The sequence below is a fragment of the Lysinibacillus sp. NPDC098008 genome (genome assembly GCF_044760715.1).
In the GTDB taxonomy this organism is placed as follows: Bacteria; Bacillota; Bacilli; order Bacillales_A; family Planococcaceae; genus Lysinibacillus.
Genome location: NZ_JBIWBA010000005.1, coordinates 156,717 through 182,405 on the forward strand (window position 1 = coordinate 156,717; position 25,689 = coordinate 182,405).

Below are 25,689 nucleotides of genomic sequence, written 5' to 3' on the forward strand. Positions count from 1 at the left end.
TTTAAAATAGTTATTGTAGTTTTGGAGCAAAAAGTTCTCTTTGGAATCTAAAACTCCACTATCGTCTTCGCATCAGATGATTTATTATATTTATTAGATTTATTATATATGATGGGGTAACTTTTTCTTCTGAAAAACAGCATTTTTTGGAATCTAAGATTCCATTCTTGGAGTATAAGATTCCGTTTTTGGAATAAAAAATTCCACCTCGATTTTTAAGGGTAATAAAAAATTCCGTTTTGGAAGAAAAAATTCCAAATAAAAAAAGGAATATTTATTCTGAAGAAGAAATGATATACATAAGCATATTATTTCGAAAGGGGGAGTTTATATGCAATTAGTAAAAACATACAAACAATTTACAGACTTATATTCAATCTTAGGGTGGGAGGTTATCCTAAAAGGATCGGATTGGGCTGTACTAAGTCTTTTAGTGAGATTAGAGCAAGCCATAGCATTAAAGAAGAACCTCGTTAAAGGGCAAATAGACTGGAATCAGAAGGCGTTTGACTTTTACATAACTGATCAACATATCGCAGATCTAACAGGGCTACATATAAAGTCGATTGGGAAGATAATTTCAAATTTAGAGGAGTTAGGATTAATTAGTGCAAAGTATAGAGTTAATTCTAAAAAGGCTACAGAATATACTATTGTTAAACCTGTTCCACTTCCTGCTGAAATTATTATTCCTAAATTCTGGACAGAGGTTATTTTCACAGAAGGTCGCGCAGAACAATTAGTTCGGGAGTACGTTGACTTTGTAAATGGAGGACAGAATAGCAAGGAAAAAGTAGAACTTGAAAAAAGACTACTAGAGGCAGGTTATCCATACTCTACTGTCGCTGAGGTATTAGCATTAGATAGTTTCCTAATCGTTGCTAATGGGCTTCTAAATGGCTTAAAATGCAACTCTAAAGAAGGTATAGATACTAAGGAAGAAGAAGAGGTAGAGCCTACTATAAAGGCTTTTAAAGAGTTCTTAGACAGTAATAGTTTAGATTTCAATGGATATAAATCGTTTGCAAAAAAAGACGAAAATGAACAGGAAGTAATCCTTGAAATATTAAGTAAATCGAATCTAGAAAAGGTTCAAAATTTAGGAGGTTTTATTTATGCCCTATGTACAGAAGACCTTGCGAAATTAAACGAAAGACTTGTGCAAGTAAAATCATTCAAGGGAGTTGTTAAGAAAGAAAAAAAAGAAGAAGCAACTGATAGAGATTACTACAACAAATTCTTTGAATAAAAAAAAGACCTACAGCAAGTACTGACTTCTGTAGGTCTTTTTTTTATGTATGATGATGAAAAACGGATGTTTTCCGCCATCCGTCTTTCCATTGTATTTTACTATCAAAACAGAAAGGAGGTGTTTAATATGACACCAAAAACAACCACTCTAGAAAGGTTTATAAACCCTATTACTATAGACAGTTATCCATAAAGTACCTTTAATATTAAATTCCTAGATTTAACTATTAAGTTATACATAAAATAACGAAAGCCTGTTCTATGCCTCCGACCACCCTGTCCTAAGTGATAATTATATGTTACCACCGAATGTAAAAGATATCCAGAATAAAGTTTAAAAAAATAATAAATAAAAAAGGTATTACTATGTAAATGAATAAATTATATATTATAACAAAATTATTTATAAAAGTAAATATTTTTTCGTATAGAAAAAGGTATTACATTAGTTAAATCGAAAAGTTAGTTATTAATATATGTAGCACACACTACATTATTTGCGAACAGCAAATCGAAAGGGGATATTAATATGAACAATGTAAAAGAGCCAATCATCAAAAGAGTGATTGTTGACTACAAAGAGTTGACAGAAAAGGAGATTGTAGAATCCATGAACGCTATTAGAAAACCGTTCTCAGAAGAAGAGGTCGGACGTGCTAATAACTTTGACAATATTGATCCAGCAATTGTAAGAATTAGAATCGAAGAAGTTTTCAATATATTCAACATTGGTGAAGAATATCATTCTCAGAGAGTTGAAAATGGTCAATTTTTCATCGAGTGTAACTTAACTATTTGCGGAAAAGTATTCAAAGGAATAGGAAGTGTTCTTATTCAAACTAATAAAAATACTGGTCAGACAATATTTGATAAGAATACTGTTAAATCTGCTTCTTCAACTGCATTTAAAGATGCTGCTAAAAGATTAGGTGTCCCTTTAACTTCTGGACATTTGAAATATTACAAATCGCAACAGCCTCCTTATAGAGGAAGCGATATCCGTAATAACAGTTATAACAATACAAATTATAATGATCAACAACCTATTTACAATCAACCAGAACCAAATTTTGAACAAATGAACAATCAAGACCCATTCATCAATCCAAACTTTGAACAAATGAATGGTCAGCAAAATATAGTTCAAATGCCAAATCAAAACAGTCAAAACAACCCTGTTCCTTGTTCGGATTGTGGGTATGCGATTACGAGTCAAAATGTAATTCAAAAATCAACTAAGATTCACGGAAAGGCATTGTGCTGGAACTGTCAACAAAAGAAAAAAGCAAACTAAATAATTAATGAAAAGAGACCTGATAAATTCTTCAAGTCTTTTTTCATTTCACTTCCTCAAAAAGAAGGTATTCGTTCTCATATCTTCAACTGTAGATATAGGAGGTGTTAAATATGGGAGCAATAAAGAGCAAAAAGACAATAGTTAATGATATTAAATTCGACTCCTCTTCTGAGGCAGCCTTTTATAAGAAATTAATCAAAATGAAAGAGGAAGGAATTATTAAGGATTTTAAAATGCAAATTTCCTTTCAAATATTAGATCCATTTACACACGGAGTAGAGGAAAGACAGGGTAGGCGTTATATTTGCGATTTTATAATAACAACAATGCAAGACGAGGAAATAGTTGTGGATATAAAAACACCAGCATCAGATACATATGCTTTTAAATTGAAGGAAGATATGTTCCTTAAAAAATTTAAGGATTCTAATTTCTGGATTATATATGCATATCAGCGAAAACTAAATAGAGTTTCCTACTTTGAATTTAAGTTAGAAAGGAAACACGGCCTTGCTGAAAATAATTTATTTAAACAGGAAAAATATAAAAAAAGGAAGTCTAAAAAAAAGGAAATTGACGAGTAAAGAATAACAGTAAATTAGGAGGTGTTAGTTATGGAAGGAAAGTTAATTGAAAAAATTCTAACAGATTGTCGAACGGATGTTCTTGAACCGATACTTGACGAACTACTAGCAGATAAGATAAAAAATAAATTTACTTATAAAGATTTAGATCAACTGCTGTACGAATACCAACTGTTAGTAGAGCAAAGGTTGGCAGAGTAGCAGGACTAGCCTCAGAGTGGGAAAGGAGGAATGATTGTGAGAACAATTAAACTTATTAAATATGCTCAGTTTTTAGGGTTAAAGGTGATAAACGAAGAGGTACTAGGATTATGGTGCTTTGATAATGAAGAATATATAGTCTCCAAGAATGAGAATATAAGAATGCTCACTCAATATGTTTTAAGAGCAGGTCTAGTTCAAGACACTAACTATGGAGAACTTTGTGACTATCCTAGAATGTGGATAACTGTTGAAAAATGCAATTTTGAAGAGCAGTTGTCAATAGTAACTAAATTTTCAACAATAGATCCTAAGATTAAGACTTATCTAAGTTATTAATATGCTCGGCTCGGCAAAATGAGCAGGTAGGTGGAAGAGGAGGTGTATGTGTATGTATATGACTACTTTAAAATACTTGGGTTTATTTTGTTCATTAAACCTTGTTTATCTAAAGGCTGTAGAAGGAGATTGGTATTTAACTACCTCATGGATAGCCATATCTTTATATTATTTAAGATTAATAGTGCAAGAATAGAAATGGAAGGAGGAAATAAAAATGAGTAATTGGAAAGTTCCATTTGATCAAAATGGTGATTTATTAAGATATGACAAATGGGATTCTTATGAAAAGAAAGATAACTTCGAGTTCGAAGTATCTACTGCTGAGTTCATAGGATTTGAAAGAGGAAGAAGTTCTGCAATTAGTTTATGGAGACTAGACGGGCGAGAGTATCCTATGTTTCTAACAGACTTAAAAGACTTGTTGCTAAAAGTAAGAATTGAAGAAGGTTTTATAAGTAGTCCTTTTAATTTAATATTTACATTCTCAAAAAAAGGCTCTAATTTAGGTGTAAAACTTTCAGAAAATAACTTTATAAATTAATAATACAAAAATAGAAAGGGGAGATTTATATGTTAACAAAAGAAGAATTGTTTAACTTAATATATGACAACAAAAAATACAAGCAGTGGGTGGTTATAGCGGTAAGGAAGGCTTGTTTAACCAACAAAAGTAACTTATCCTTTAACTTTTTGGAAGAGGATATGGTTTCAGAAGTTCAATTCCGATTAATTAAATTCTATTTAGAGAATAAAAATGAGAGTCTAAAAACGAGTCATTTTTACACAAAAGCCTATGATTTTTCACGTGATATTCTTCGAGAATTTTCTAGAAAAAGTAAGCATTTAAAAGATAAAGATGTAACTATTACACACGAAGATATGAATGACGAAAAAAACACAAATAAATTGAAATATATACAGGAGGTAGATTTATTCCTTCCTAATGGACTTTCGGTCAGACAGCAAATTATCTGCAGAATGTTAGCATCAGGATATGCAAGAATTGAAATCGCTGAAAGATTGAAGGTAAATAAAAGCACAATTACACGCGAAATAGAAAAACTAAAAGTATCATTGCGATAAATAAAAAGGTTTTAACTTTTTTAGAAAAATAATTCTAATTTAGTTAAAAACTTTTTTATTTTCTACGCAACAGAACATATGTTCTTGTCGGGGTATATAGTGTAAGGAATAAAGATAAAATCATGTAAATTGAACCCCTTTCGATTGATGGTATTACTCCTTATAGATGAAAATCAAAACGTTACAAATATACCACTTGCGAGAGTGTTGGCTTTCCTTCATTCTTGCAAGTTCTCGTACTGCTGGTGCTTAAGACAGGTTCAATCCCTGCGAGTACGACCAAAGAAAAAACACCTCCTAAAGGTATAAATTAGCAAGAAGTCCGTGCTGAAAGGTTCGGACTTCTTGCATGAAAAAGATAAAACGATTGTGGAAATGAAATGAAATGAAAGGAAGGGATAGAGGATGTTAAATTTAAAAATTGAAGATAAGAAATATTTATTAAAGGTAGAATTGGCTCCAGAGGTGACAGGTGACGAAGTATTAATAAAAGATAGAGTTTGGGGAAGTTTTGCTGCTTTATATAAAAAGCAGATTGAAACAGGTTATGGGATTTTAGAATATAGATACATGGTTTACATTTCGAGATTAAATAAAACTGCCAATCTTGTTGACTTAGAAGATTTAATTTCATTAGATTTTTCAGAGTATAAAACTTACTCTAAAGAAACTTTAAACGAATTATTCGAAGAGGTGTTTTATACCCCTTCTTTAGAAAAAGAATATAAGAAGTTAGTAAAAGACACTGTTCGATTCAGTAAGCATATCGAAATTGACAAGCATTTGGCAGAGCAAATTGCAGAGGAATTAGCAGGAGAACAGGTATGCGATTATGAGGAAAGTTCTCATTCTTACAAAATCAATCTTGATTTAGGTGAATGGCTTATTTATGAGAATAATTTTGAAGAGGATACTCCTTCTATTGATATGTCTAGACTTAGAAACTATTGGTTAATGGAACAGATTCGCAGAAGAGAATTAGCAGAACTACAAGAGTATTATAAGACTAATTTTCCGTATAGCAATGGGGGGTTTTTGCTTGATTAATCTAATAAAAGTTGAATATAAAAAAGGAAAAGAAAAGGCAGTAATTATGGCTGAACGAGTAGGAATTAATGTTACTTTAAAACTATTTTCTACTGACATTTTTAAGAGAACTAAACAAGAATTTATGCTTGCTGTTCCATTTAAAGATTACGAAAACGAACTAGAAGGTATTGGAAATATGCTTGTTGAAAAAGGGTATTCCTTCAAGAATGCCAATGGGCGATTTGAACCACCTGAGAGTGATCCAAATGAATGAAGATATTAAAAAACTTTTAGAGCAACTAGATCAAGATACCATAAATCGTATAAATGAGTTTTTTGAAGAAAGTAGTACACAGAGGATAATAAAAGAAGTCGTCTTTCGATTTACTGAAAATGACAAAGAAGATGTTCTGCAGGAAGTTCAAGAATCTCTTTTTAAGTACATAGTAAAAAGGTCTATTTGGGATAATGGATATTTAAATTTATTATCTACAGAAGAGTCTTATCTAAGAAAAGCAATTCAGTTCTCAACATATTCCAAAAAGAATACTAAAAAATACAAGCAAACCTTTGTGGAAATACCTTATGAGTTTAAAAGCGAGGTGGCTAATGGTGAAAAACACAGAAAAAATAAGCCAGTTCTGCAGAGGAATAGTTAGCAATTCAGAACGAATAGAAGATAGTCAGTTTCTTCTTATTCTTGACGAAGAACTTAAAGAAGTAAACTTACGAGATCAAGAGATTTTAATATTTGAACTCGTTACAATCGAAAAATTATCTTACGAAGAAGTTGCTGCACAATTAAATTTATCTGAAAAGAGAATCAGAAATGTTTATTCTGAGGCTAAAAAGAAGATAAAAAAAGCAATAACAAACTGCATATAACGGGAAGATTTAAAAGAACTAATGTATTTAATAGGTGTAACATTTCTGATTAAATATTTCTTCATTTTTAAATCCTCTAGTGTCTTCCATAAAAAAAGAAGACAAAAAAAGACACTGTATTTATTTATAGTGTCTTTTTTTATGTATGCAGAAAGAAGGTGATTTTACATGCAAAAAAAACAAACAAAAAGAAAGGTTTATGACTATAAAGTTTTACCACGAATTAAGGAAATTAGAGGTTGGGTTACAGAAGGATTAACTCAAAAGCAAATAGCCTCTAATTTAGGTATTTCACAAAGTAGTTTTTATAATATTTTAAACGAATATCCAGACTTTAGAAAGGCATTAGATATGTGGAGTCAACCTGCAAATATTGAACTAGAGAACAGTATGATGAAATCTGCAAAAGGCTTTTACTACACAGAAAAGAAAGAGTACTTTGACGCAGACGGAGAGTTAGTCAATTTTATTGTAGATACTAAGTTTTCTAAACCAGATACCCAAATGCAGAAGTTCTTGGCTTTAAATAGAATGTCAGAATTTTATCGTGAAAAGATTGAGTTTGAAAACAACTCTGATACTGAATTTGTTGTTCGTATTTTTGATGAAAATGAGAACGAAGTTGATTTATTAAATTCAGAAGAGGAAGAAGAATGAAGAAGAACGGACAGATAAATTTAAATTTACATACTAGTATATTTAATAAAAAGTATCTTCCTTTTCTTGCTAGTCAAAAATATTTAAATGTTATTTACGGTGGCAGTGGATCAGGAAAGTCTGTATTTATGGCAGATAATATCATCATCAGAAGTGTTAATAAGAAAAACTTAAGAACTCTTGTAATCCGAAAAATTAAAGAAACGATACGAGAATCAGTTTTTGCTGAAATTGTCGATAGACTTGAGTTTTTTGGAATAAAGCATTTAGTAAAAATAAATAAAACGAATATGAAGATTGAGTTCCCAAATGGCTCTACGATTATATTTAGAGGTATTAGTGATTCTGAGGCTCTAAAAGGTATTTCTAAGATTGATTTAATTTGGCTAGAAGAAACAACGGAAATGCTTGAGAGTGACTTTGAACAAATGGTTAAGCGTCTTCGTGGTACAAGTATTGAGAATGGAAGAATATATGAAAAGAAGTTCCAAATATTTATAACTTTCAACCCAATTGATGAAACACACTGGTTAAAGAAAAGGTTCTTTGATAAGAAGCCAGAAGATGCACTTGTCGTACATAGTACATATCTAGATAACAGATTTGTTGGTAAGGATTATAAGAAACGACTCGAAGAAGGGCGAAGGCATAACGAAAACGACTACAATATTTATGCTCTTGGTCAGTGGGGTGCTGTTGGATCTGTTATTTACAGAAACTATGTAAAGATACGAAAAGACGAAATACCACCTAATCACGACTTTAGCCGTGTTGTTTGTGGTTTAGACTTTGGAGTTAATGACCCTAACGCTTTTTTAATCATAGGGATTAAAGAGAACGATGTTTATATATTAGAGGAGTTAGTCGTTAACGAAATAACAAATAAAGAATTGATCGAGATTATAAATGAAAAATTCCCTTATGTAAGAGGAAATAGAATTCCTGTAATTGCCGATTCTGCGATGCCCGGATACATTATGGAGTTTGCCCGTGCAGGATTTAATGTAATTCCTACTAAAAAAGGTGCTCATTCTGTTACAGAAGGAATCGACAATGTAAAACGTAGAAAGATTTTCATTGCTGATCACTGTGAGACTTTCTATAAGGAAATTGTTTCTTACAAGTACATTGTAAATAAAGAAGGGCAATCTCTGAATAAACCAAAAGACGGAAATGATCACTGCATGGACTCTTTACGTTATGCAGTGTATGAATATGTAAAGATTTTCGACATCATGGACGAATTAATAAATCCAGTAAACGGGCGAGTTGTAATTAACGGAATTAAACGTGGCCGTGGAAACTGGTGAGGAAAAGGAGGAATGAAAAATGACAAATAACTACGAATATGAAACTCCTATTATGGTAATGCGAAACTTAGATCAGGAGAATATGCCATATACTCAAAAAGAAATAAATGCTCTTGTAAAGTCCTCTAGTGCTTCACTTGGATCTAAATTAAATATTGCATATGAAAAATATGAAAACATTTACAAAGGACAATTAAAAGAAGCATTTACAACAGGATATAGTTTAGAAGATAAAAACCGTTTTATTAATGTGAATTTAGTAAAACCTGCAGTTCGAGAACTATCAAATTTATTCGTATCTTCTAACCCATCTTTTGCTGTTCAGTCAGACGATGCACAGGAGTGGCTAGATAAGTATTTAAAAGACAATAAGTTATACAGTAATCTGTTCGACATTGTTGTTTCAATGCTAGTTCTAGGCGGTGTAGTTATTAAAACGGGAATGAGACCAAAAGATAATGGTGAAATTGATATTTTTACAGAATATGTTCACCCAAAACACTTAGAGGTAATCCAAAATCCTTGGGATATTTCAAAACCTAAAGGGTATAGATTAACTTACAATGTTGGTTTTGACGGTGTAGAGTATAGACGAATTGAGGAGTATAAGGATAATTTATATACTTATTACAATTTGGAAAGAAAAGACGGACAGGCTGAATTTGAACTTGTTGAGTTTGAAGAAATAAAACACAATGCTGGCATGTTGATTCACTATGTACCATTTAACAGAGATCCTTTCAGTTTTTTTGGTAAGTCTATTATTGCTGACGTTGAGGATTTACTAAAAGAGGTGTGTAATCGTTTTACATATTTAAAGCGTGTTCTTGATATTTTTGCTTCACCTAAAATAATTGTTCCTCCTAGTATTTTTGCACAAATGCAAAAGACAATGGGGATATCAGTTAAAGTAGACGGTTATGGCTCAGAATATATGTCAGTTGAGTCAATAATGGGTCAACATGATATATACTGCCACAACCCTGCAATTGACGGTGAGAACCCTCCTGAGTACCTTACATGGGACGCTAATACAGAAGCAGCCTTTAACTTCTTATTTACTAATATTTCAGCAATGGCATTAATTATGGGTGTGCCAGAACATGTTCTTTCAATCAAAGACGGCAGCGTTTATCCAGAGTCTGGTAAGGCTATTTCTTTACGATATATTCCTTCATTAATAATTGTTAAGAATATCCAAAACCTTTTATCAGATGCATTGGAATTGTCTTTCTATTCTGCTCAAAAATTGGCTTATTACTACGGTTTAATTGCGTTTGAGGCAGAATGGGTTAATACAACATTTAGCAATGCATTCCCATTAGATGCTGAGGACGTTGCAATCGAGATTACTAAACAACAAGCAGGACTTCAAAGTGAGGAAACAACAAGAAAGAAAATAAATAATACTAACAGCAGACAGGATGCAGAAGAAGTAGAACGAATTAAAGAAGAAAAGGCTGAAAAAGAATCTAGTCATAGTCACGATAAGACACCTGAGCCTTTTAATTTAACTGATCTACTAGAAATGAATAAAAAAGAAGAGGAAACTAAAGAAGGTGAAGAATAATGAGTCAAAAACCTTATTCTTTAGCAGAGTATAACAGAAGAAGTAAACAAGCCGAGGATATTCACCAAAGTCTAGTGAAGGCTTATGAGACTTCTAGAATATATATTCAGATGCAGTTAATGCAATCTGCAAGTTTCGATATTGAAAATACAGACAAGTTAAGGACTCGTAATGAACAACTCCTTTTAAATATTAATAATGCACTAGATAAGTTAAAGGAATATGAGAATCAAAACCTACCTCAATTATTGCTAGAACGTCATAGTTTAGGTAAGTATTGGGCCTTATTCAATCTTCAACAGAGTGGTATTGTCCTTCCTGATACCTCACAACGGTTCACTAAGATAGATGAATATGCTATCAGTAATGTTGTTAACCAAACTATGCAAAGTATGGAAGCAGCACGTGCAGGTGTGATTTCCAATGCTACATATAATATGCAAACTACTCTGAATGAAGCCGTTCTTAGAAACCTAATAACAGGTAAGTCTTTAAAAGATAGCGGTCCAGAATTGGCTGAATTATTGAAGGCTAAAGGAATTGATTCTATAACTAAGAAAAACGGAGTTCAAATGGACTTAGTTGAATATGCTAAATCTAAACTTCATCAAGGTGTAATGGTTGCCCACAACAAGGGTACAGAGGCGATGCTACTTGACGAAGAAATTTACTTTGTAACTTACACAACTCATAAAACGGAATGCGAAACCTGTAAAAAGGAAGTGTTTAGTGGTGGTAAGAAGGTTGTTTATTCCATTCACCCAGATATTACAGAGTTAGAAGACGGTAGAAAAGTTAAGTATTTAGGAAACACAAAAGGAGGAAGTGGACAGATACATTTTAAATGTAGGCACGTTCTAGTTCCTTTCGTGGTGGAGTTTGAAGATCCTGATAATTTTGCAACAACTGGAAAAGATGAAAAAGAAGAGGAATAATCCTCTTCTTTTTTGTTTTTAACGGGAAGCATCTTTGCCTTTCTTATATTTAATGTAAGAGGTGATAACTATGGAGGAAATTAAAAATGAAGAAGTTGAAACAACAGAAGAAGTAGCAATAAAAGAGGAAGTTGAGACTACTACTAATCCTGTTGAAACTGAGGAAGTTAAAACTGAGACTGAAAAAGTTAAAGAAGAAACTCCTAACGAAGATAAAGTTCTTATCGGAAATCTAAGTCAAGAACTTGATTCATTGAAATCTTTATTAAATGGTCAAGAACTTTCTTCAGTTCTAGAAGAACTTGAAACTTTAAAACAGTATAAAACAGGCAAAGAGGAAGAAGAAAAAAAGGTTCAATTTGATAAGGACATTAAGGAAGCATTAAATGGAAGGGAATTACTTGAGGCATATAAAGGTCAAGTTGAATTTTCGACTGACAAGGAAAAGATAAAAGAACAAGTAAACTCTGTTTATGCAAAAATGATGAACGACTTAAAAGAAAAGAATCTTCTTTCTACCATTGGTGGTCAAGGCTCCAATCCAGCACCTACTAAAAAACAAGGTTCAGGATTGTTAGATTTTGCTAAGGAATTATTAGGTTAATACCTAAAGGAAAGGAAGGGATTATATAATGCATACACTATTACATAGTGCAGGATTGCAAACGGATCAACGCCTGTCCGAAATATATGGCGCGATTGCTAAAGGATCTCCTTTAACGGCTCGTTTCTTGTTCCAACCTATTAAAGGTGCAAGTATTACATTTAGTCGTAAAGACGGTTTAATGGGTGCAGGTACACGTTATATTGGTCAAGAACCAGAACAAACTAAATTTAATTACAAACCAGTAACAGAAAAGACTTCTATTTTCTATGCAGATTTCCGATACGACAAAAATGAATTAAGCCGCATGGTTAACCCGGAGGCTTTCTTAAAATCTGCTTTAGAAGACCAAGCGGCTTCTATTTCACGTGCATTTGCGGATGAAGTGTTAAATGGTACTGGTGACGATTCAGGACTGAAGGGTGCTAAGTACCGTGTTGATCAAGAATTATTATTTACTGCAATAGAAGGTAAGATTAATATTGCTCAATTACAAATGGCTCAATTAGCATTACAACCTGCTAATGTGGCTGACGTTGTAATTTTAGTATCAGACCAAACTTATGTGCAATTGGTTGATCTATTGGCTTCTAAGCACCTTTTAGAGCGTAGTAAAGATCAGTTCGAAAACAACATTGTTTCATTTAACGGTTCTGAAATTATTCGTATGAGTACATTCCAAAAGCAAGTTGATAATGGTAATGGTACATTCTCTACAATTACTGTAAATCCATTACCGTTTAATGAAACTGTTGTAGTAAATGAAAGTACAACTTTAGAAAATACAGGCTCTATCTACTTAATGAACCTTGCACCACACCGTTTCAACGGTATTGAAGGTGAAGCAGGTATTACAACTGAACCTTATACAGTTGGTGCTATTTATAAAGGTGTACATATGAGTTGGGACGCAGGTATTGCAGAATACTCTGCTCGTTCTGTTGCTCGTATTCAAGGATTAACTAGTCCGTTTTAACAAAAAAGTGAAGGGTGGGAGTAAATCCTTCTTCTTCACTTTTTTGTTTACAAAAAGGTTCATAAAGAAAGGAGTGATTTTATGAACACTTATATAGTTAGGCTATTCAACAAATCAAGTGACACTGTTTTAGGTATGAAGTTTGAAGAAGGAATGGCAGAAACAACAGATAAGGAATTAGTCGAAAGATTTAAACGATACGGCTATTCAGTAGAAATAAAAACTCCTGCGAAACGAAAAAGAGGTGTTGCTAAATGACAGTAATTAGAGATTACGACTTAGTTCCTTTAGAAACTGCTGATAATTTCGTTCAGGACGTCCTAGACCCTTCTTTTAGCAATTGGTTTAACTTCACAGTAGAAGAAAGACATAAAGCCCTTAAATCGGCTTGGAGGACTATTTTTAGAAGTGTTGTCTTTAAGTACACTATACAGGCTAAAAAATACAAAGATTCAGCAGTTTTTGAAGCCGTTATTATTCAAGCCTATCACGTATTAACTGATATGGAAGCCCAACTAGCAATTATAAATAAACGAAATGGAGTAACAAGCCTTTCAGCAGGTGACTATTCTGCTTCTTATGATACTTCTTCTATCCGTTCAATATATCCTGATGCTTACGAAACTTTACTACCTGTTATCGTTCTTATGGGGAGGTTTTAATATGTACAATCTTTTTAAAGAACCAATTAAAGCATACCCTGCTGTAAGAAATGCTAAAGGTCAAAAAGTTCCTATTTACGAAAAAGAGCATATTGAATATGGATATCTTACATATGAAAACAATTGGGATATTGACGGGAACAACCAAGAGCAATATACAATCTATGCATATTTGCACTGTTCAGCAGATTCTCCAATTGATGAATCATGGAGGATTTTCTATGACGACAATATGTACACTTGCTGGAGAGTGTATTTCGTAAGACACCCTTATAGTTTACGAATTATAAAGAAGATCGTGTACTTTGGCTAGACGAGCATCAATGGGTGTCAACATTGACCTTAGCGGTCAAAAGGAACTAGTAAGGAATAGTAAGGATTTAAGGAAAAAGTTAAAAAAGGAAATTGAAAAGACTTTAAGAAAAGCCAGTTTTAAACTGCTTGCTGATGCAGTTAATAAAGCACCTATTTACCAAGGTGAAATGGATGAAAACGGTGATTTATTAAAGGACGAGGAAGGAAAAGTAATAAAAACACATGACGGTGGTCAGTTGAGGGCTTCTGGAACTATCGTTAAAAACAATAAAACTATCATTGCTACTTCTGACGAGAATGGTTCTGTTACCTTTGGAGGATCTAGTCCTTCTAGTTCTAGCAAGATAGAGAGTGAAATTATACTTGATATTGGGTTTAATACACCATATTCAGAACCTCAACACGATAATAACTATCGACATATAGACGGTCAAATGGAGTACTTAGAGCAGCCATTTAGGGAGTTAAAACCAAAGATAGTGGAAGAAGTAGGAAAAACAGCAAGAAAGACGATTCACAAGGCAACACGTGGAAATCAAACAAATTAAAAGGAGGAGTTGGAAATGAAATATCGAGAACTTAATATTCCTGCAGAGGAACTTGAAATTAATAGCGGAATCTTTCCTTCTGTTCCTTTTATTTTGCGATACTACTTGGCCGAAGAAGGAATTGAAGAATTGATGAATATCCAAATAGATTCTGCAAATACAGAATCTATGATATTTCTATATGAATCTGGATCTAATCCGGGTCCACGAACTGCTAGGTATATTCGATATCCAGTTGTAACTGTAAAGATTAAATACTACAACCATACGGAAGATAGAGATCCACGTGAAGTTGCTGATATGGTTGTAGATTCGTTAGATAGTATTAGAAACATTAGATATAAAAACTACTTAATAAAAAACTGCTTTGTTGAAAGTGAACTTGAGTTTTTTGAGCAACAAGATACGGCACTAGTCTATAAAACAATTTACTATGTAACTTTAATTGACTTAAAAAAACAGGCAGAAGCGAACGGATATAACTACATTCCTTCTGAATTAGAGTTAAAAGAGCAAGAAAATGGCTCAGAAAGTGGAGTCGATTTACCTGAAAATGCTAAATCTACGCATTTTATGGGTGAAAATGAAAGGAGCGAATTGTAAATGATTAATGAAGAAAAAAGTATATTAAACGAGGCATACAGCGTGTTTAGTGGAACAATGACAGGTTCGGTAGCCACTCTAGGTGCAAAATTGGGAACAACATCGGAAGATGGATTAACAATATCCTTTGAATTTGGAGATTTTGAGGTAGAAAACGGTGAAAATCTAACTACCATTGGTTTCACACGTAGACCAAAGTATGCACTAGCAGAAATAGCATTAATGGAGTTTGATCGTACTGCACTTGAAACTGCATTACCAATGATAGACGTAGTTGGTAATGGGTATTCTTTAAAAAGCGGTGCTTATAAACTTCACGAACTAACAGAGTGTTTTATTTTTGCTCCAAGTGAAGATCCTGACAATAAAAGCCGTTGGATAATCTTCCCTAAAGCAGTTAACGTAGGTTCTCCTTCATTCGAATTTGGACCAGAAGTTGTAACTGTAATCGGGTTAGAACTTAGAACATTCCAGAATGCATCTAAGTATCATGTTTTATTCGGAAATACAGGAAATGTCGGGGTTTAACATAGTAAACCCTATATATAAATAAAAGGAAGGAAGGATTAGGATTTTTATTCTTTCCTTCCTTTTATTTTGTATTTATTCGTTAACTAAAAAAAAGGAGGAAATGAAAATGAATAACAATGTAGCATTTTTAAAAGCAAAAAAGGTTGATTATATCAATGTAAATGGTGATTATGATTCGGTAATTGTAAAGCGTGTTTCGGTTTTTACAATCCTTAATCAGATTTCAGAATTAGTGCGTGATCCAGAAGTTGGTGAGGAAGTAATAGGTAAATTAACGGCAGGAGAATTAGATACAGAGTCAGCAATTGACGCACTTGTGTATATCATTCCTAAAGTTCCTTCCTTATTAAATCCTTATTTAACAGAGGAATTTGATTATGAGAATGTGGCTGATTTTGACGGATTAAAAGATATCCTTTTAGCAATCTATGGTGTGAACATGAGTCCTAACTTGGCGCAAATAAAAAAGTTCATGGGGGGATTCAAGAAGAAGGAAAAGAACAAGACGAAGGATTCGATCTAGAAAAATTACTAATGGAAATCAGTAATTTCTTTTTAAACAAAGGAGTTCCCCCGTCTGTTTGGCAACATGATTTTTCCTTTGCTGAAATTATAGAGCAGATGGAATTAGAGCGTAGAAGTAAAACAATTTCAGACGCTAATGATTTCATGTTGGCTATTGCTCCTATGCAAGCACTAAGTAAGGAAGGTTCAAAAAATATCAAGAAAATATTTAAAGAGTTTGAGCGTGAACAAAGTAAATATGATCTTAGTAAAGGAAAGGAAAAGAAAACAAATATTAAAGAACAAGAAGAAGCATTTAGAAATAAACTTCTTGCTCTTAAACAACAGAAGGGAGGTTAGATATAAATGGCAAGTAAATTTGGATTAGGTTCTATTATTGCTCGTATTGGAGCGGATTCTAGTGAGTTCGAAACAGTAATGGATTCAGTTGAAGATCAAATTAAAAATCTTCAAGGGGCATTCTCTAAAGCAGACTTTACAATGGGAGGCGCTGCTGTTGCTCTAGGTGGAATTGCTAAAGGTGGAGCAGGGGCAATTGCTAGTGTTGTAAAAGCCGCTGCCGAAATGGAAGATTCCATGAATAGAGTTCAAGCACAGACTGGCTTGCCTGATAATATGGTTCAAGGATTCAAAGACGACATGAGGGAATTGTTCGTTGACGGATTAGGTGAAACATATGACGAAGTTGGCAAAGGTTTAGTATTAGCAGAACGCTTATTTAAGGATGACGATAAGAAGCAAATAGCAAGAAGAATATTGGAAATATCAAAAATCTTTGAAGTTGGCTCGGACGAAGTTGCGAGTACTCTTTCCAAAATGACAGTGGGATTCCAAGTTCCTTTCGAGGAAGCAGCAGACGGTCTTGTTAAGGCTTTACAAGCCTCTGGTGGTTCGTTTAATGAAACATTAGGAGCATTTGAGGAGTATTCGGAAGACTTCCATAATAGCGGATTCGATATTGGTGATGCAATTGCAGAAATGGAATACGGAATCAAAGAAGGTGGTTCATTTAACCTCGATAAAGTAGGAGATTCAGTTCGTGAAGTAATGGATAGAAGTAAGGATCTAACTGACGACTTCCTTGATATGATTCGTCATTTATATTCAGAAGAAATTGATAGTGGCTCAATGTCTGTTGAAGGAATTATCAATAATTTAAAAGCAAGGGATAAAGGAACAATGAAACAATATCAAGACATTATGATGCGTATTGGAAACGTTGGTGACTCCTTTGTAAAACGTAATTTCATGGAAATAGCAGGAGGAAGTATTTCGACTGACGTTGGTGAAATGTTCTTTAATAATTATGAAAAAAGGATAGGAAAGTTCGTAGAAACGACAGGAACGGCTGATAAGGCTTGGAAGGACTTTACCGAAGGCTCTTTTGAACACTCTTCATTAAAACTAAAAAACTCATGGACGGATTTGAAGGCTACTATTGGTCAGGAACTCCTTCCTACTGTAATTAAAATCATGGAAGGATTAACAAAGGCAATTAATACAGCAAACACTTTCCTAAAAGAGAATCCGGGCTTTGCTAAGTTTCTTGCTTGGTCTTTAGTTATAGGAACAGTTCTTTCAAGCATTGCTTCTGCAATTCTTAGTTTAATGGTTGTCGTTAAAGCAGTTCAAGTTATCCTTTCTAAGTTTGGTACTTCTTTAGGATCTCTTTTAAAGCCGATAGGAAACTTCTTTAAAGGTCTTTGGGCTAATGTTGCCAACTTCTTTAAAGGAGTAGGAGGCTTCTTTAAATGGATATGGAGCGGTCTTAAAAGTTTAGGGAAATTCATTTCTAGATTTATTAATCCTATCGTTGGAATTGTAATGCTTGTATTATCTGTTCTTAAAGGTGCTTACTGGCTTATCGAAAAGATATTTGGTAAGGATTGGGCAAACATATTTGCAGAAATGGGTACTCCTATGACACTCCTACAAGACGGCTTTCATTCTCTTCTTAATTTCCTTGTTTCATTACTTCCTAAATCAGTTCAAGGATTTGCTCAGAAAGTGGCAGATATTATAAGTTGGTTGACTAAATTGATTGCACTACCTGCTCAAATGCTTCAAAACCTCATTAAAGGTGAAACAATTAATCCATTTAAGATAATGGCTAAATACACTGATGGGTTGAAGAATGGAAATGCTACTGGTGACGTTTATAATTTTGCATTTAATGGTTTAGTAGATAAGCATAATGCTCAAGCAACTGGTAAAGGTTTAGCAAAAGGATTAAAAACTGCTAACGGAGGGACGTTTTAATGAAAGGAGGAATTGATGATGAGTTACTACCTACCAAGTGATGAAGTACTATTCTATTTGGAAAATACAGATGGAACAGGACGAATAAATTTTATAGGAACATATGACGATTGGAATCCGCGCTCTTGGGAAGGAAACTTTGCAGTTAAAATTCCTTTAGATGGAAATATAGAAAATGCATTATTTGAATCCTATGGAATGGTTAGTCGAATTTCAATTGAGGCTATTATCCTTCATGAAGACCTTCCTTTATTCCTTTCCTCTGTACATAAGAAGCGTAGATTTAAGGACCCTCATGGACGTTATGACGTTATGGTTGAACGTGCGGAAGCGGTGAAAGGAAAGCAGGTTTCAGACTTAGATACGATAGGATTAACATGCATTGTAATTAAAAAATTATAAGGAAAGGAGGATAAGGAAATGAATTATTATTTAGGACCAGATAGGACTGTTGAAATTAAACTAGTCGCAAGAGGTGGACGAGTTATCGAAGATCGCTATATTGAAAGTCTTGACTATACAGGAGCATATGGAGAACCTCAAACCTGTAATATTCAATTAATTTCACATTTAGATAAATTCAACTACTTGAAAGACCCTAACTTTAAGGGGATTTTAAATAAAAGAGGTGAGATTATTGAGATTTCAATAGTAACAAAGGGAAGTAATCCGAAAGAAGACTTTTTAATGAAAGGAATTGTTAATGCTTGGGGCATGACCGCTGAAACAGGAGACTACACACTCGTTCGTGTTGAAATGACAGATAGAAATACGGATATAAATAGTTCTATTTTTCGTGGGGCAGATGTTTCTGCAACGGGAAATATTTATGACAATGCTGCTGAATTAAAATCTACACAAGATAGAGATCTAGAAAATTTAAACAATGTATTAGGAAAAATAAAGGAGAATGATCCTTCCTTTAATTTCAATGTAGGAACACCTCAATTGGACTTAGATTATGGAACAACAGATAAGCCAGATGGTTGGGGTGGATCTGGGAATACTCCTCCTCAAAATAACACAACAACTCCTGTATATGGAGATTGGGAGTTGGTTTTAAATGGAAGTAGAAAACTGTTTGAAACAAAAAATAATTCATATACAAAAATGGCAATGACTAAAAATGGCTACCTAGTCGTTTTAAATCGTTATAAAGACTCTACTGGTACTCTAACTTCATTTTGGGGTATTCGAATTATTGATATGAATGAAAGGAAGGAAGTAACAAATCAATTAGGATTTGGTGGTAAGGCTCTAGATCTGAAAGACAGTAGTGACGATGTAAATATTATTGGTGATTTAAAGGCTGATCGTGCAATGGTTGTTGCAGTGGGTCACTGGGGTCGTGATGCAAAAATGATCATGATAGATCTAGAAGATAAGTCTATTAGGCAGTTTAAGATGAAAAATCAAAATGGTGACGAGGTTAATCGAATAGGTTATTCAGATTCCGTATCTTCAACAAGTCGTTATTATTTTGAAAATAACACTTTAATGTACTGCTATTCGATTAACAGAGTCTTATTTCTAGATTGTTGGGATTTGCGAGGAACTACGGCTACTTATTTCTATGGAAAATCATTTTCAACAGGTGATGGTTGGGAAACTTTTAGGTATATGGTAAGTGGGAATTATGTCTATATGAATATTTACTTTGTAGACAGAAGTGTTATGGGTTGGCATTACTATCATCAAAGATATGTCTTTAAATACAGTGATGGATTGAATATGAAAGAGGAAGATACAAGCCTTGTATTTAAAGAACTTCTTCAAGGAACTAAAACGGAAGACGGTGGAATGTATTTAACTAACAGTGATTCTATATTTAATTTTGGATACTCAATGGCAATTAGGAGCGGAAGTTACGATATATTTGACTCCTTAAACCTTACAATTGAAAAGAATATTCCAGTAACAAGGTTATATGACGTATATACCATGTCAACAGCAGGTCAATTCTTTTACTCTAAAGGGTATGTATATTTCATCCCCAATTATGCTGAATACGGGACAGATGTTAATGATAGAAGAAAAAGAGGTTACAATGAGATTGTTCGCTTTAGAGTTAAGTATAAACATGACACTGTGACTGAAAATGGAGGCGAAGCAATAAAAAACTGGTTAGACGAAAGCAACAATCCAATCTACAAGGATTTCGAAAACAGTTCTTCCACTCCTTCTATTCCTAAAACTCCTAACACTCCTTCCTATGATGATTATTTCAAGGACGCTTATAGGGATTCTGAACAAGTAGTTCCTTCCTTTTCAAATGCAGGATTGACAAATGGAGACTTGCTTAAAGATTTGGCAGATAGTACAGGAATGCAAATGCATAGTGTAGGAAATGTGCTGATTTTTGAGACTCCTAAAGTAAAGCCTATTCCCGATTTTGAACTAAGTACTTCATTCTCTGCCGAACAAATTGAACATTTAAAGTCTGCTACTGTTTATAATTCGGTCAAGATAATATATGGCCGTGGTTCTAAAAGTGGAGTTGTACAGGTATTTAGGGATGAAAATGTATATGCAGGAGAATCCGCTTCTACGTACGAACAAATACGACCAGAAATGGATAAGGCACAGGCTGATGCATATGCCAGAAGTATTTTAAAGAACGGTATTAAGGAAGAGTTAATATTCAGTTATCCTTACGTTCCGGGGTTGAAGCCCGGTCATACTGTTTTATTAACAAGTCAACGACTTTTAGGTGGAAGTTACAAGGGAGTTTGTACGAGTGTAACTATAAATATAAGTAAAGGAAACGGTGCTTCGGCTACCTATACACTTACGGATTATTCTTAATCCTTTCCTTCCTTTATTTGTTTTAAGATTGGTCCACTTACGGACAGGCAGGTTGGTGGAAAGAGGAGGTTTTAATTTTGGAGGAATATGTTTATATAAAGGAAATACAAAAGGAAATAACAAGCATGATAGAAAAAGAATATAGACGACAACAAATGAAAGGAACGAATCGTTATATTTATGATGGTGAAAAGAATGTAGACGTGCTACAAGAGTTATATGTTATTAAATCTGTAATCCAGAAGATCATGAGTAATTATAAACCTAATGTAGTTGCAGAAAAGGAAAATGAAGAAATAAAAAACACAATAAAACAGGCTGTTATTGATGATCTTAATAGCAGAATTAATGCTATTGACACTAGTATAGAGACTATAAAAGCAACATATGCAAAGAAAACAGATTTAGATATGTATGCAAAAAAAACTGAACTAGATAAGTATCTTTTGAAAAGTGAGTACAATACAGGTAGTAATATTGTCGGTTCCGATTTAACTAAAATTAAAAAGGAACTCGATTCTGTTAATCTAAATCTTTCACGTGAAATCCTATATAGAGTTGTTAATAATGCTCAAAATGGACAACTTGATCCAGTTTGGAGCGGCCTTGAAGGTCTATATTATGATGATTTTTATGACGAAGATACAAGTCAGTATGTACTGACAAACTGCTCAGTTGTTAATGGAGTTATTAAGTCTGATGGAGTTCAGTTTTCTAATGTTAATAATTTAAAAAATGAGAATAAGCCAATATTTGAAAATATTAATGGTATCACATATAAGTATGATTTTGTTGGAAGTTGGTTGAATTCATATATTGAAAAAACAAGAAAAGACACTAATGCTCAAGAATATATTTCAAGCAAGACTTTGTATGAAATTTTTTCATTCTTAGAAAGCAACTCATCCCATGACTTTAGGCATTATTGGCGTAGTGATTATTTTGATATAAAAAATGACCTTCTTCTTATACAGTACTACAATCGTGATGGTATTTATTTTGTGAAATATCATATTCCTTCAGATACTTACTCTGTAGATAAACATGAGAATTTTAATGAATTTATGCACGAAATATGGGAGTATGAAATATTTTCATTAATTCCAGATGACGATCCATTAAAAGCAGATTATTTCTTCAGTGCTTTAATTTCGATAGATAAGTTATCCGAATTAGCAGTAAATTCTGTCCTTTCACCTGATGGTAAATTTCTTTACTTCTTGACTTTACTACCAATTGGTTATGAACCTCAAAATGATTATACAGGAGGTCCTGCAATGGCTGTTAAGCAAGTGTTACTCAAGAAGGAAATTACAACAGGGTCTACTGTAATAGTTACTGAAAGTCACGATGAAATGCATAGTCTTGCACTTGGTCTTGATGGCAGCATGCTTTACACAGGCATTAGCGACATTGTATATGTTGACGATAAAATACTTATCACTCAAGGTTATATAAAAAATGTATTAACAAATGAAACAATAAGAAAAGGTTACTTTAAGGATAAAAAAATATATATATCATCAGATAATTATTATGTTGAAAATAATAATAACTATCTTGTTATAAGTAAACTCAACTTAAGTATAACAACTCAACAAAGTTCACCTGTTGGTTTTTCTATAAAGATAAACAAAAGCATTATTGCAAAAACTCTCCATGTAATCTTGGCTGCTAACAAGTCCTATGTAAGTAATTCTAGCCTTATTGTAAATGGTCAAAAGCATTTACTAGACAAAAGGATTGAACTAGATAAGGTAAATCAAATTAGTAATCTTGAAATAGTTTTTGACGATTCTGATTTAGAAATATTTGGACTGCTAGTTGGGTATGCAACTTAATATAGGGAGGTGCTATAAGTGAAACATATTTTAATAAGTAAGCCGATTGAACAGGAAAATTTAGAACTAAAAGAAGAATTAAAAACAGTTAAAGCAGAATTAACTGAAATAAAAGACCTTCTTTTGATTTTAGTAAACAAGGAGAGTTCAGACTCCACTACCATTGGTAGTTAATTTCTGAAGTAGAAGGCGGTGAATATTAGATGGAAGTATTAACTTCTGTATGGAGCAAGTTAATTAGTTTATTAAGTAACATTTTTATATGGTATTACGGGTTAATTGTTAGTTTATTGGGGATTTCCTTCACAAGTGATATAGCAGAGTTTTATGTAGTTATGGGTACAACAATTGTTTTAGCGGTGCTATTTGATTTTATATTTGCAGTTACTTGTGCTTGGTTAAATAAAAATGTAGTTATAAGAAGTAGAAGAATTCGTAACACATTCGGAAAACTAGTCGCCATGATCATTCCTTTTGTTTTTATTTCCTTCCTATCCTTAACTTCAAATTCCTTTTCAGATTTGAGTTTCCTACATACTATTTTAAACGGAATAATTATATTTTATGTTGTGGTTGTTGTTTTGTGCGAATTGATTTCAATTTTAGAAACAAGTGCAGATATGGGATTTCCTCATGCGAAAGTTATCAAAAACAAAATATTGAGGATTTATGAAAATTATATAGAAAAGGAGGATGAGGAAAATGAAGATCAATAAAGATTATATGCTAACAGATAATGAAGCATTGCAGGTTACAGGTGGAAAAGGAAATACGAAAAAATATCTTACAATCCACGAAACAGGAAATCTAAATGCAAGTTCGATAAATCATGCGAAGTTGCAAAAAAGACTTGGCATGAAGCGAAGTAAAGCAAGTTGGCATTATAGCGTTGATGACAAAGAAATCCACCAAAATTTTGAACATACTTGGAAGTGTTGGCATACAGGTACAACAGCAGGAAATGACACAAGTATTGGAATCGAAATTTGTTGGGTAAAAGATTTTGATAGTGCAGTTAAGTTAGCCGCGCAACTAGCAGCAAAGATATTAAAGGACGAAAACATTCCTTTAAGCAACATGAGGCAACATTATCATTGGAGTAAGAAAAACTGTCCTGAAAGAATTAGGAGCGGAAAGTATGGGTGGACTTGGGACAAGTTTGTGGCTTTGGTTAAATCCTATTTAAATCCAACAGTGCAGAAGAAAGAGGAAGTAAAGCAACCTACGGTAGTTAAGAAAACAACATATGTACAAGTTGTTGCAGACAATCTTTGGACTTATAATACGGCAAATTGGAATGATAAATACATTTCCTACAAGAAAGGTACTACATTTACAGTAGTAAGCACACACACAGTAGCAGGTGCAAAAATGTACAAACTAAAGAGTGGAAAATATATAACGGCAAGTAGCAAATATGTCAAAGTTTTTACTAAGTGATAAGTCTAATTATGTTTTATTAATAACACTTCATAACATTTAATAATAAAAAATAATTGTTATTAATAAAGCATAATTACCAACAAATGAGCATAAAAGGAGGTAATTGTTATGCAAGATTTACTGATAATCTTTATTGTTTTCCTCTTATTCCTAATCTCTTTCATTCTTGTTTATAAGTACAGTAAGAGTAAGAAGTTTAAGGAAATAGCATTTAATGCAGTTGTAGATACCGCTTCTGATACATTGCAAGAGTTGCTGAAAGTAGTTAAATCAAGGATTGATGAAAAGACTTCTGAGCAGGAAAAGGTTGATATTGATAAGGTTTTAGTCGAAATTGGTGTTGAGTATCGTCAACGATTGGTTAAGGCAGGATTAGACAAAGAACTTATTGAGCAGTTGTTATTAGATTTAATTAACAAATCTATTAAAAATAAGTAGTCCTTATTACCTATCTATTTCACCAGAAATAAGTTATTTTATTCGCCCAGAAATAAATCCCTATAAAGGAATAATAGAAAGAAGAAAAAAATAAAAAATAGAATAAAATAGGATAAAGGAGATTAAATTCTTCTTTAAATTATTAAGGCCATAAAATAGAGTAATACAGGCTATTTTGGACGACTTTAGCCGTTTTTAATAAACAGACATAAAAAAGACTATAAAAGAGTTAATCCTCTAATTATAGTCTTTTTTTGATATTAAGATAATTTAAAATCTCTTGCTTTTTGAACACTTTCGAAGGCTTTACCCAATGGTTCTGTATCATAACCGTGTTGATTGCATACTGTTTCAATATCTTGTAATGCTCCTTCAATCTTATTTAAAAGAACCTTTACTCTGTTTTCCGCTTCATTTGTCATATTTATTTCCTCCTAATCCTATTCCTTTTCTTTTAATTATAAAGGAAGGAAGGATTGGCGCCAATTAATAAAAGACCTCCTATTTAAAGGAAGTCTTTTATCTTTACCATATAGATACTGCATGACTATAAGCACTAAAGAATATTTGGCTTAATTCCTTGATCGTTTGCTTATGTGCTAACTTATAGTCCTTTTCTTTGTGTTCTATTTTTTGTAGTGTACATACTACATTTTCAAAACTGATTCTTAAATCTGTAATTGTATCTAAAAAGCCATTTGGCAATCCTTCCTCTTCTGCAATTTGGTTTAACTCTTCAATGCTTTCCATGATAGTTGTTAAACTAGTAAGAAATACATTGTAAACTCCTGCGGGTATAACATTTCTAGAATATCTTAGTGCGAACTCAACTCTTTCTTTTGCTGATTCTACTTCTACTGTCTTTTGTTCCATTGGTAATTCTACTTCGATTCCATTTTCATTAGTTCCGTATTTTTGTCCTGTGTACTTTCTTGTTAACATTTGTCAACAACTCCTTTTCGTCTTTAGTTTGTTTTGTTTTACATATATACATT

At 33.0% G+C, this 25,689-nt stretch carries 35 protein-coding genes; 33 read left to right on the forward strand and 2 right to left on the reverse strand.

Features of this window, described 5'->3' with window-relative positions:
* The first annotated feature begins 331 nt into the window (after positions 1-331).
* The 33 genes from ACIQVU_RS07860 to ACIQVU_RS08020 all read left to right on the forward strand — a co-directional run bounded on the left by ACIQVU_RS07860 (position 332) and on the right by ACIQVU_RS08020 (position 24,694).
* The gene (locus ACIQVU_RS07860; protein WP_402894706.1) at positions 332-1,249 is read left to right on the forward strand and encodes a hypothetical protein; all 918 of its coding nucleotides are present in this window, start codon (positions 332-334) and stop codon (positions 1,247-1,249) included.
* Between the two features lie 531 nt (positions 1,250-1,780).
* Positions 1,781-2,545, forward strand: a complete 765-nt coding sequence (locus ACIQVU_RS07865) for a hypothetical protein (protein WP_402894708.1) — start codon at positions 1,781-1,783, stop codon at positions 2,543-2,545.
* 113 nt (positions 2,546-2,658) lie between these two features.
* Entirely contained in the window at positions 2,659-3,132 is a 474-nt protein-coding gene (locus ACIQVU_RS07870; protein ID WP_402894711.1) for a DUF1064 domain-containing protein, read from the forward strand.
* A 30-nt stretch (positions 3,133-3,162) separates the two neighbouring features.
* Positions 3,163-3,333 (forward strand): hypothetical protein, encoded by a 171-nt coding sequence (locus ACIQVU_RS07875; RefSeq protein ID WP_402894713.1) that lies wholly within the window; start codon positions 3,163-3,165, stop codon positions 3,331-3,333.
* Between the two features lie 36 nt (positions 3,334-3,369).
* A complete protein-coding gene (locus ACIQVU_RS07880) occupies positions 3,370-3,672 on the forward strand; it encodes a hypothetical protein (RefSeq protein ID WP_402894716.1) in 303 nt (100 codons plus the stop codon).
* Positions 3,673-3,889: 217 nt separating this feature from the next.
* On the forward strand, positions 3,890-4,216 hold the full coding sequence (locus ACIQVU_RS07885) for a hypothetical protein (protein WP_342533364.1): 327 nt from the start codon (positions 3,890-3,892) through the stop codon (positions 4,214-4,216).
* Between the two features lie 29 nt (positions 4,217-4,245).
* A complete protein-coding gene (locus ACIQVU_RS07890) occupies positions 4,246-4,758 on the forward strand; it encodes a hypothetical protein (protein WP_342533363.1) in 513 nt (170 codons plus the stop codon).
* Between the two features lie 405 nt (positions 4,759-5,163).
* Entirely contained in the window at positions 5,164-5,805 is a 642-nt protein-coding gene (locus ACIQVU_RS07895) for a hypothetical protein (protein WP_402894719.1), read from the forward strand.
* Positions 5,798-6,061, forward strand: coding sequence for a hypothetical protein (locus ACIQVU_RS07900; protein ID WP_402894722.1), 264 nt, complete (start codon positions 5,798-5,800; stop codon positions 6,059-6,061). Before ACIQVU_RS07895 ends, ACIQVU_RS07900 begins: the two co-directional genes overlap by 8 nt.
* The gene (locus ACIQVU_RS07905) at positions 6,054-6,446 is read left to right on the forward strand and encodes a hypothetical protein (protein WP_402894725.1); all 393 of its coding nucleotides are present in this window, start codon (positions 6,054-6,056) and stop codon (positions 6,444-6,446) included. Before ACIQVU_RS07900 ends, ACIQVU_RS07905 begins: the two co-directional genes overlap by 8 nt.
* Positions 6,400-6,672, forward strand: a complete 273-nt coding sequence (locus tag ACIQVU_RS07910; protein ID WP_402894726.1) for a sigma factor-like helix-turn-helix DNA-binding protein — start codon at positions 6,400-6,402, stop codon at positions 6,670-6,672. The genes ACIQVU_RS07905 and ACIQVU_RS07910 overlap by 47 nt, the downstream gene beginning before the upstream one ends.
* 168 nt (positions 6,673-6,840) lie before the next feature.
* Positions 6,841-7,329: a hypothetical protein gene (locus tag ACIQVU_RS07915; protein ID WP_342533358.1), complete on the forward strand. Its 489-nt coding sequence runs from the start codon at positions 6,841-6,843 to the stop codon at positions 7,327-7,329.
* A complete protein-coding gene (locus tag ACIQVU_RS07920) occupies positions 7,326-8,639 on the forward strand; it encodes a PBSX family phage terminase large subunit (protein WP_342533357.1) in 1,314 nt (437 codons plus the stop codon). The genes ACIQVU_RS07915 and ACIQVU_RS07920 overlap by 4 nt, the downstream gene beginning before the upstream one ends.
* Before the next feature lie 19 nt (positions 8,640-8,658).
* Entirely contained in the window at positions 8,659-10,209 is a 1,551-nt protein-coding gene (locus tag ACIQVU_RS07925) for a phage portal protein (RefSeq protein WP_402894730.1), read from the forward strand.
* Positions 10,209-11,144, forward strand: a complete 936-nt coding sequence (locus ACIQVU_RS07930) for a phage minor capsid protein (RefSeq protein WP_402894733.1) — start codon at positions 10,209-10,211, stop codon at positions 11,142-11,144. Before ACIQVU_RS07925 ends, ACIQVU_RS07930 begins: the two co-directional genes overlap by 1 nt.
* Before the next feature lie 70 nt (positions 11,145-11,214).
* Complete coding sequence (locus ACIQVU_RS07935; RefSeq protein ID WP_402894735.1) at positions 11,215-11,748, forward strand: hypothetical protein; 534 nt, start codon at positions 11,215-11,217, stop codon at positions 11,746-11,748.
* Between the two features lie 28 nt (positions 11,749-11,776).
* Positions 11,777-12,724, forward strand: a complete 948-nt coding sequence (locus tag ACIQVU_RS07940; protein ID WP_402894738.1) for a hypothetical protein — start codon at positions 11,777-11,779, stop codon at positions 12,722-12,724.
* Positions 12,725-12,805: 81 nt separating this feature from the next.
* On the forward strand, positions 12,806-12,982 hold the full coding sequence (locus ACIQVU_RS07945) for a hypothetical protein (protein WP_402894740.1): 177 nt from the start codon (positions 12,806-12,808) through the stop codon (positions 12,980-12,982).
* Entirely contained in the window at positions 12,979-13,386 is a 408-nt protein-coding gene (locus ACIQVU_RS07950) for a hypothetical protein (protein ID WP_402894743.1), read from the forward strand. The genes ACIQVU_RS07945 and ACIQVU_RS07950 overlap by 4 nt, the downstream gene beginning before the upstream one ends.
* Position 13,387: 1 nt before the next feature.
* On the forward strand, positions 13,388-13,699 hold the full coding sequence (locus tag ACIQVU_RS07955) for a hypothetical protein (RefSeq protein ID WP_342533350.1): 312 nt from the start codon (positions 13,388-13,390) through the stop codon (positions 13,697-13,699).
* Positions 13,692-14,249: a hypothetical protein gene (locus ACIQVU_RS07960; RefSeq protein ID WP_402894746.1), complete on the forward strand. Its 558-nt coding sequence runs from the start codon at positions 13,692-13,694 to the stop codon at positions 14,247-14,249. Before ACIQVU_RS07955 ends, ACIQVU_RS07960 begins: the two co-directional genes overlap by 8 nt.
* 15 nt (positions 14,250-14,264) lie before the next feature.
* Entirely contained in the window at positions 14,265-14,852 is a 588-nt protein-coding gene (locus ACIQVU_RS07965) for a hypothetical protein (protein WP_402894748.1), read from the forward strand.
* Positions 14,853-15,380, forward strand: a complete 528-nt coding sequence (locus ACIQVU_RS07970) for a hypothetical protein (RefSeq protein WP_402894751.1) — start codon at positions 14,853-14,855, stop codon at positions 15,378-15,380.
* Positions 15,381-15,489: 109 nt separating this feature from the next.
* Entirely contained in the window at positions 15,490-15,906 is a 417-nt protein-coding gene (locus ACIQVU_RS07975) for a hypothetical protein (RefSeq protein ID WP_402894754.1), read from the forward strand.
* A gap of 11 nt (positions 15,907-15,917) precedes the next feature.
* Positions 15,918-16,247: a hypothetical protein gene (locus ACIQVU_RS07980; protein WP_402894757.1), complete on the forward strand. Its 330-nt coding sequence runs from the start codon at positions 15,918-15,920 to the stop codon at positions 16,245-16,247.
* A gap of 6 nt (positions 16,248-16,253) precedes the next feature.
* Positions 16,254-18,167, forward strand: a complete 1,914-nt coding sequence (locus tag ACIQVU_RS07985; RefSeq protein ID WP_402894760.1) for a phage tail tape measure protein — start codon at positions 16,254-16,256, stop codon at positions 18,165-18,167.
* Between the two features lie 18 nt (positions 18,168-18,185).
* The gene (locus ACIQVU_RS07990; RefSeq protein WP_402894763.1) at positions 18,186-18,569 is read left to right on the forward strand and encodes a hypothetical protein; all 384 of its coding nucleotides are present in this window, start codon (positions 18,186-18,188) and stop codon (positions 18,567-18,569) included.
* Positions 18,570-18,587: 18 nt separating this feature from the next.
* Entirely contained in the window at positions 18,588-20,972 is a 2,385-nt protein-coding gene (locus ACIQVU_RS07995) for a hypothetical protein (protein ID WP_402894766.1), read from the forward strand.
* Positions 20,973-21,049: 77 nt separating this feature from the next.
* Positions 21,050-22,813: a hypothetical protein gene (locus ACIQVU_RS08000; protein WP_402894769.1), complete on the forward strand. Its 1,764-nt coding sequence runs from the start codon at positions 21,050-21,052 to the stop codon at positions 22,811-22,813.
* A gap of 18 nt (positions 22,814-22,831) precedes the next feature.
* Positions 22,832-22,987 carry a hypothetical protein gene (locus ACIQVU_RS08005; RefSeq protein WP_402894771.1) on the forward strand — a complete coding sequence of 52 codons (156 nt, stop codon included), beginning with the start codon at positions 22,832-22,834 and terminating at the stop codon, positions 22,985-22,987.
* A gap of 29 nt (positions 22,988-23,016) precedes the next feature.
* Complete coding sequence (locus tag ACIQVU_RS08010) at positions 23,017-23,529, forward strand: phage holin family protein (RefSeq protein ID WP_402894773.1); 513 nt, start codon at positions 23,017-23,019, stop codon at positions 23,527-23,529.
* On the forward strand, positions 23,516-24,253 hold the full coding sequence (locus ACIQVU_RS08015) for an N-acetylmuramoyl-L-alanine amidase (RefSeq protein WP_402894776.1): 738 nt from the start codon (positions 23,516-23,518) through the stop codon (positions 24,251-24,253). Before ACIQVU_RS08010 ends, ACIQVU_RS08015 begins: the two co-directional genes overlap by 14 nt.
* A gap of 111 nt (positions 24,254-24,364) precedes the next feature.
* Positions 24,365-24,694 carry a hypothetical protein gene (locus tag ACIQVU_RS08020; protein ID WP_402894778.1) on the forward strand — a complete coding sequence of 110 codons (330 nt, stop codon included), beginning with the start codon at positions 24,365-24,367 and terminating at the stop codon, positions 24,692-24,694.
* Positions 24,695-24,954: 260 nt separating this feature from the next.
* Here the strand turns inward: ACIQVU_RS08020 and ACIQVU_RS08025 are convergent, their stop codons facing one another.
* Positions 24,955-25,116: a hypothetical protein gene (locus ACIQVU_RS08025; RefSeq protein ID WP_402894780.1), complete on the reverse strand. Its 162-nt coding sequence runs from the start codon at positions 25,114-25,116 to the stop codon at positions 24,955-24,957.
* Between the two features lie 103 nt (positions 25,117-25,219).
* Complete coding sequence (locus tag ACIQVU_RS08030) at positions 25,220-25,636, reverse strand: hypothetical protein (RefSeq protein ID WP_402894783.1); 417 nt, start codon at positions 25,634-25,636, stop codon at positions 25,220-25,222.
* Positions 25,637-25,689: the final 53 nt, after the last annotated feature.

Excerpts from the sequence above, each read along its gene's own strand:
- ACIQVU_RS07890 (WP_342533363.1), top strand. The coding sequence starts at position 4,246 with ATGTTAACAAAAGAAGAATTGTTTAACTTAATATATGACAACAAAAAA.
- ACIQVU_RS07945 (WP_402894740.1), top strand. The coding sequence starts at position 12,806 with ATGAACACTTATATAGTTAGGCTATTCAACAAATCAAGTGACACTGTT.
- ACIQVU_RS07955 (WP_342533350.1), top strand. The coding sequence starts at position 13,388 with ATGTACAATCTTTTTAAAGAACCAATTAAAGCATACCCTGCTGTAAGA.
- ACIQVU_RS07905 (WP_402894725.1), top strand. The coding sequence starts at position 6,054 with ATGAATGAAGATATTAAAAAACTTTTAGAGCAACTAGATCAAGATACC.
- ACIQVU_RS07865 (WP_402894708.1), top strand. The coding sequence starts at position 1,781 with ATGAACAATGTAAAAGAGCCAATCATCAAAAGAGTGATTGTTGACTAC.
- ACIQVU_RS08010 (WP_402894773.1), top strand. The coding sequence starts at position 23,017 with ATGGAAGTATTAACTTCTGTATGGAGCAAGTTAATTAGTTTATTAAGT.
- ACIQVU_RS07980 (WP_402894757.1), top strand. The coding sequence starts at position 15,918 with ATGGAAATCAGTAATTTCTTTTTAAACAAAGGAGTTCCCCCGTCTGTT.
- ACIQVU_RS08025 (WP_402894780.1), bottom strand. The coding sequence starts at position 25,116 with ATGACAAATGAAGCGGAAAACAGAGTAAAGGTTCTTTTAAATAAGATT.
- ACIQVU_RS07920 (WP_342533357.1), top strand. The coding sequence starts at position 7,326 with ATGAAGAAGAACGGACAGATAAATTTAAATTTACATACTAGTATATTT.
- ACIQVU_RS07970 (WP_402894751.1), top strand. The coding sequence starts at position 14,853 with ATGATTAATGAAGAAAAAAGTATATTAAACGAGGCATACAGCGTGTTT.
- ACIQVU_RS07915 (WP_342533358.1), top strand. The coding sequence starts at position 6,841 with ATGCAAAAAAAACAAACAAAAAGAAAGGTTTATGACTATAAAGTTTTA.
- ACIQVU_RS07975 (WP_402894754.1), top strand. The coding sequence starts at position 15,490 with ATGAATAACAATGTAGCATTTTTAAAAGCAAAAAAGGTTGATTATATC.
- ACIQVU_RS07985 (WP_402894760.1), top strand. The coding sequence starts at position 16,254 with ATGGCAAGTAAATTTGGATTAGGTTCTATTATTGCTCGTATTGGAGCG.
- ACIQVU_RS07895 (WP_402894719.1), top strand. The coding sequence starts at position 5,164 with ATGTTAAATTTAAAAATTGAAGATAAGAAATATTTATTAAAGGTAGAA.
- ACIQVU_RS07860 (WP_402894706.1), top strand. The coding sequence starts at position 332 with ATGCAATTAGTAAAAACATACAAACAATTTACAGACTTATATTCAATC.
- ACIQVU_RS07930 (WP_402894733.1), top strand. The coding sequence starts at position 10,209 with ATGAGTCAAAAACCTTATTCTTTAGCAGAGTATAACAGAAGAAGTAAA.
- ACIQVU_RS07875 (WP_402894713.1), top strand. The coding sequence starts at position 3,163 with ATGGAAGGAAAGTTAATTGAAAAAATTCTAACAGATTGTCGAACGGAT.
- ACIQVU_RS07925 (WP_402894730.1), top strand. The coding sequence starts at position 8,659 with ATGACAAATAACTACGAATATGAAACTCCTATTATGGTAATGCGAAAC.
- ACIQVU_RS08020 (WP_402894778.1), top strand. The coding sequence starts at position 24,365 with ATGCAAGATTTACTGATAATCTTTATTGTTTTCCTCTTATTCCTAATC.
- ACIQVU_RS07935 (WP_402894735.1), top strand. The coding sequence starts at position 11,215 with ATGGAGGAAATTAAAAATGAAGAAGTTGAAACAACAGAAGAAGTAGCA.
- ACIQVU_RS07965 (WP_402894748.1), top strand. The coding sequence starts at position 14,265 with ATGAAATATCGAGAACTTAATATTCCTGCAGAGGAACTTGAAATTAAT.
- ACIQVU_RS07870 (WP_402894711.1), top strand. The coding sequence starts at position 2,659 with ATGGGAGCAATAAAGAGCAAAAAGACAATAGTTAATGATATTAAATTC.
- ACIQVU_RS08015 (WP_402894776.1), top strand. The coding sequence starts at position 23,516 with ATGAAGATCAATAAAGATTATATGCTAACAGATAATGAAGCATTGCAG.
- ACIQVU_RS07995 (WP_402894766.1), top strand. The coding sequence starts at position 18,588 with ATGAATTATTATTTAGGACCAGATAGGACTGTTGAAATTAAACTAGTC.
- ACIQVU_RS07885 (WP_342533364.1), top strand. The coding sequence starts at position 3,890 with ATGAGTAATTGGAAAGTTCCATTTGATCAAAATGGTGATTTATTAAGA.
- ACIQVU_RS07940 (WP_402894738.1), top strand. The coding sequence starts at position 11,777 with ATGCATACACTATTACATAGTGCAGGATTGCAAACGGATCAACGCCTG.
- ACIQVU_RS07950 (WP_402894743.1), top strand. The coding sequence starts at position 12,979 with ATGACAGTAATTAGAGATTACGACTTAGTTCCTTTAGAAACTGCTGAT.
- ACIQVU_RS08030 (WP_402894783.1), bottom strand. The coding sequence starts at position 25,636 with ATGTTAACAAGAAAGTACACAGGACAAAAATACGGAACTAATGAAAAT.
- ACIQVU_RS07990 (WP_402894763.1), top strand. The coding sequence starts at position 18,186 with ATGAGTTACTACCTACCAAGTGATGAAGTACTATTCTATTTGGAAAAT.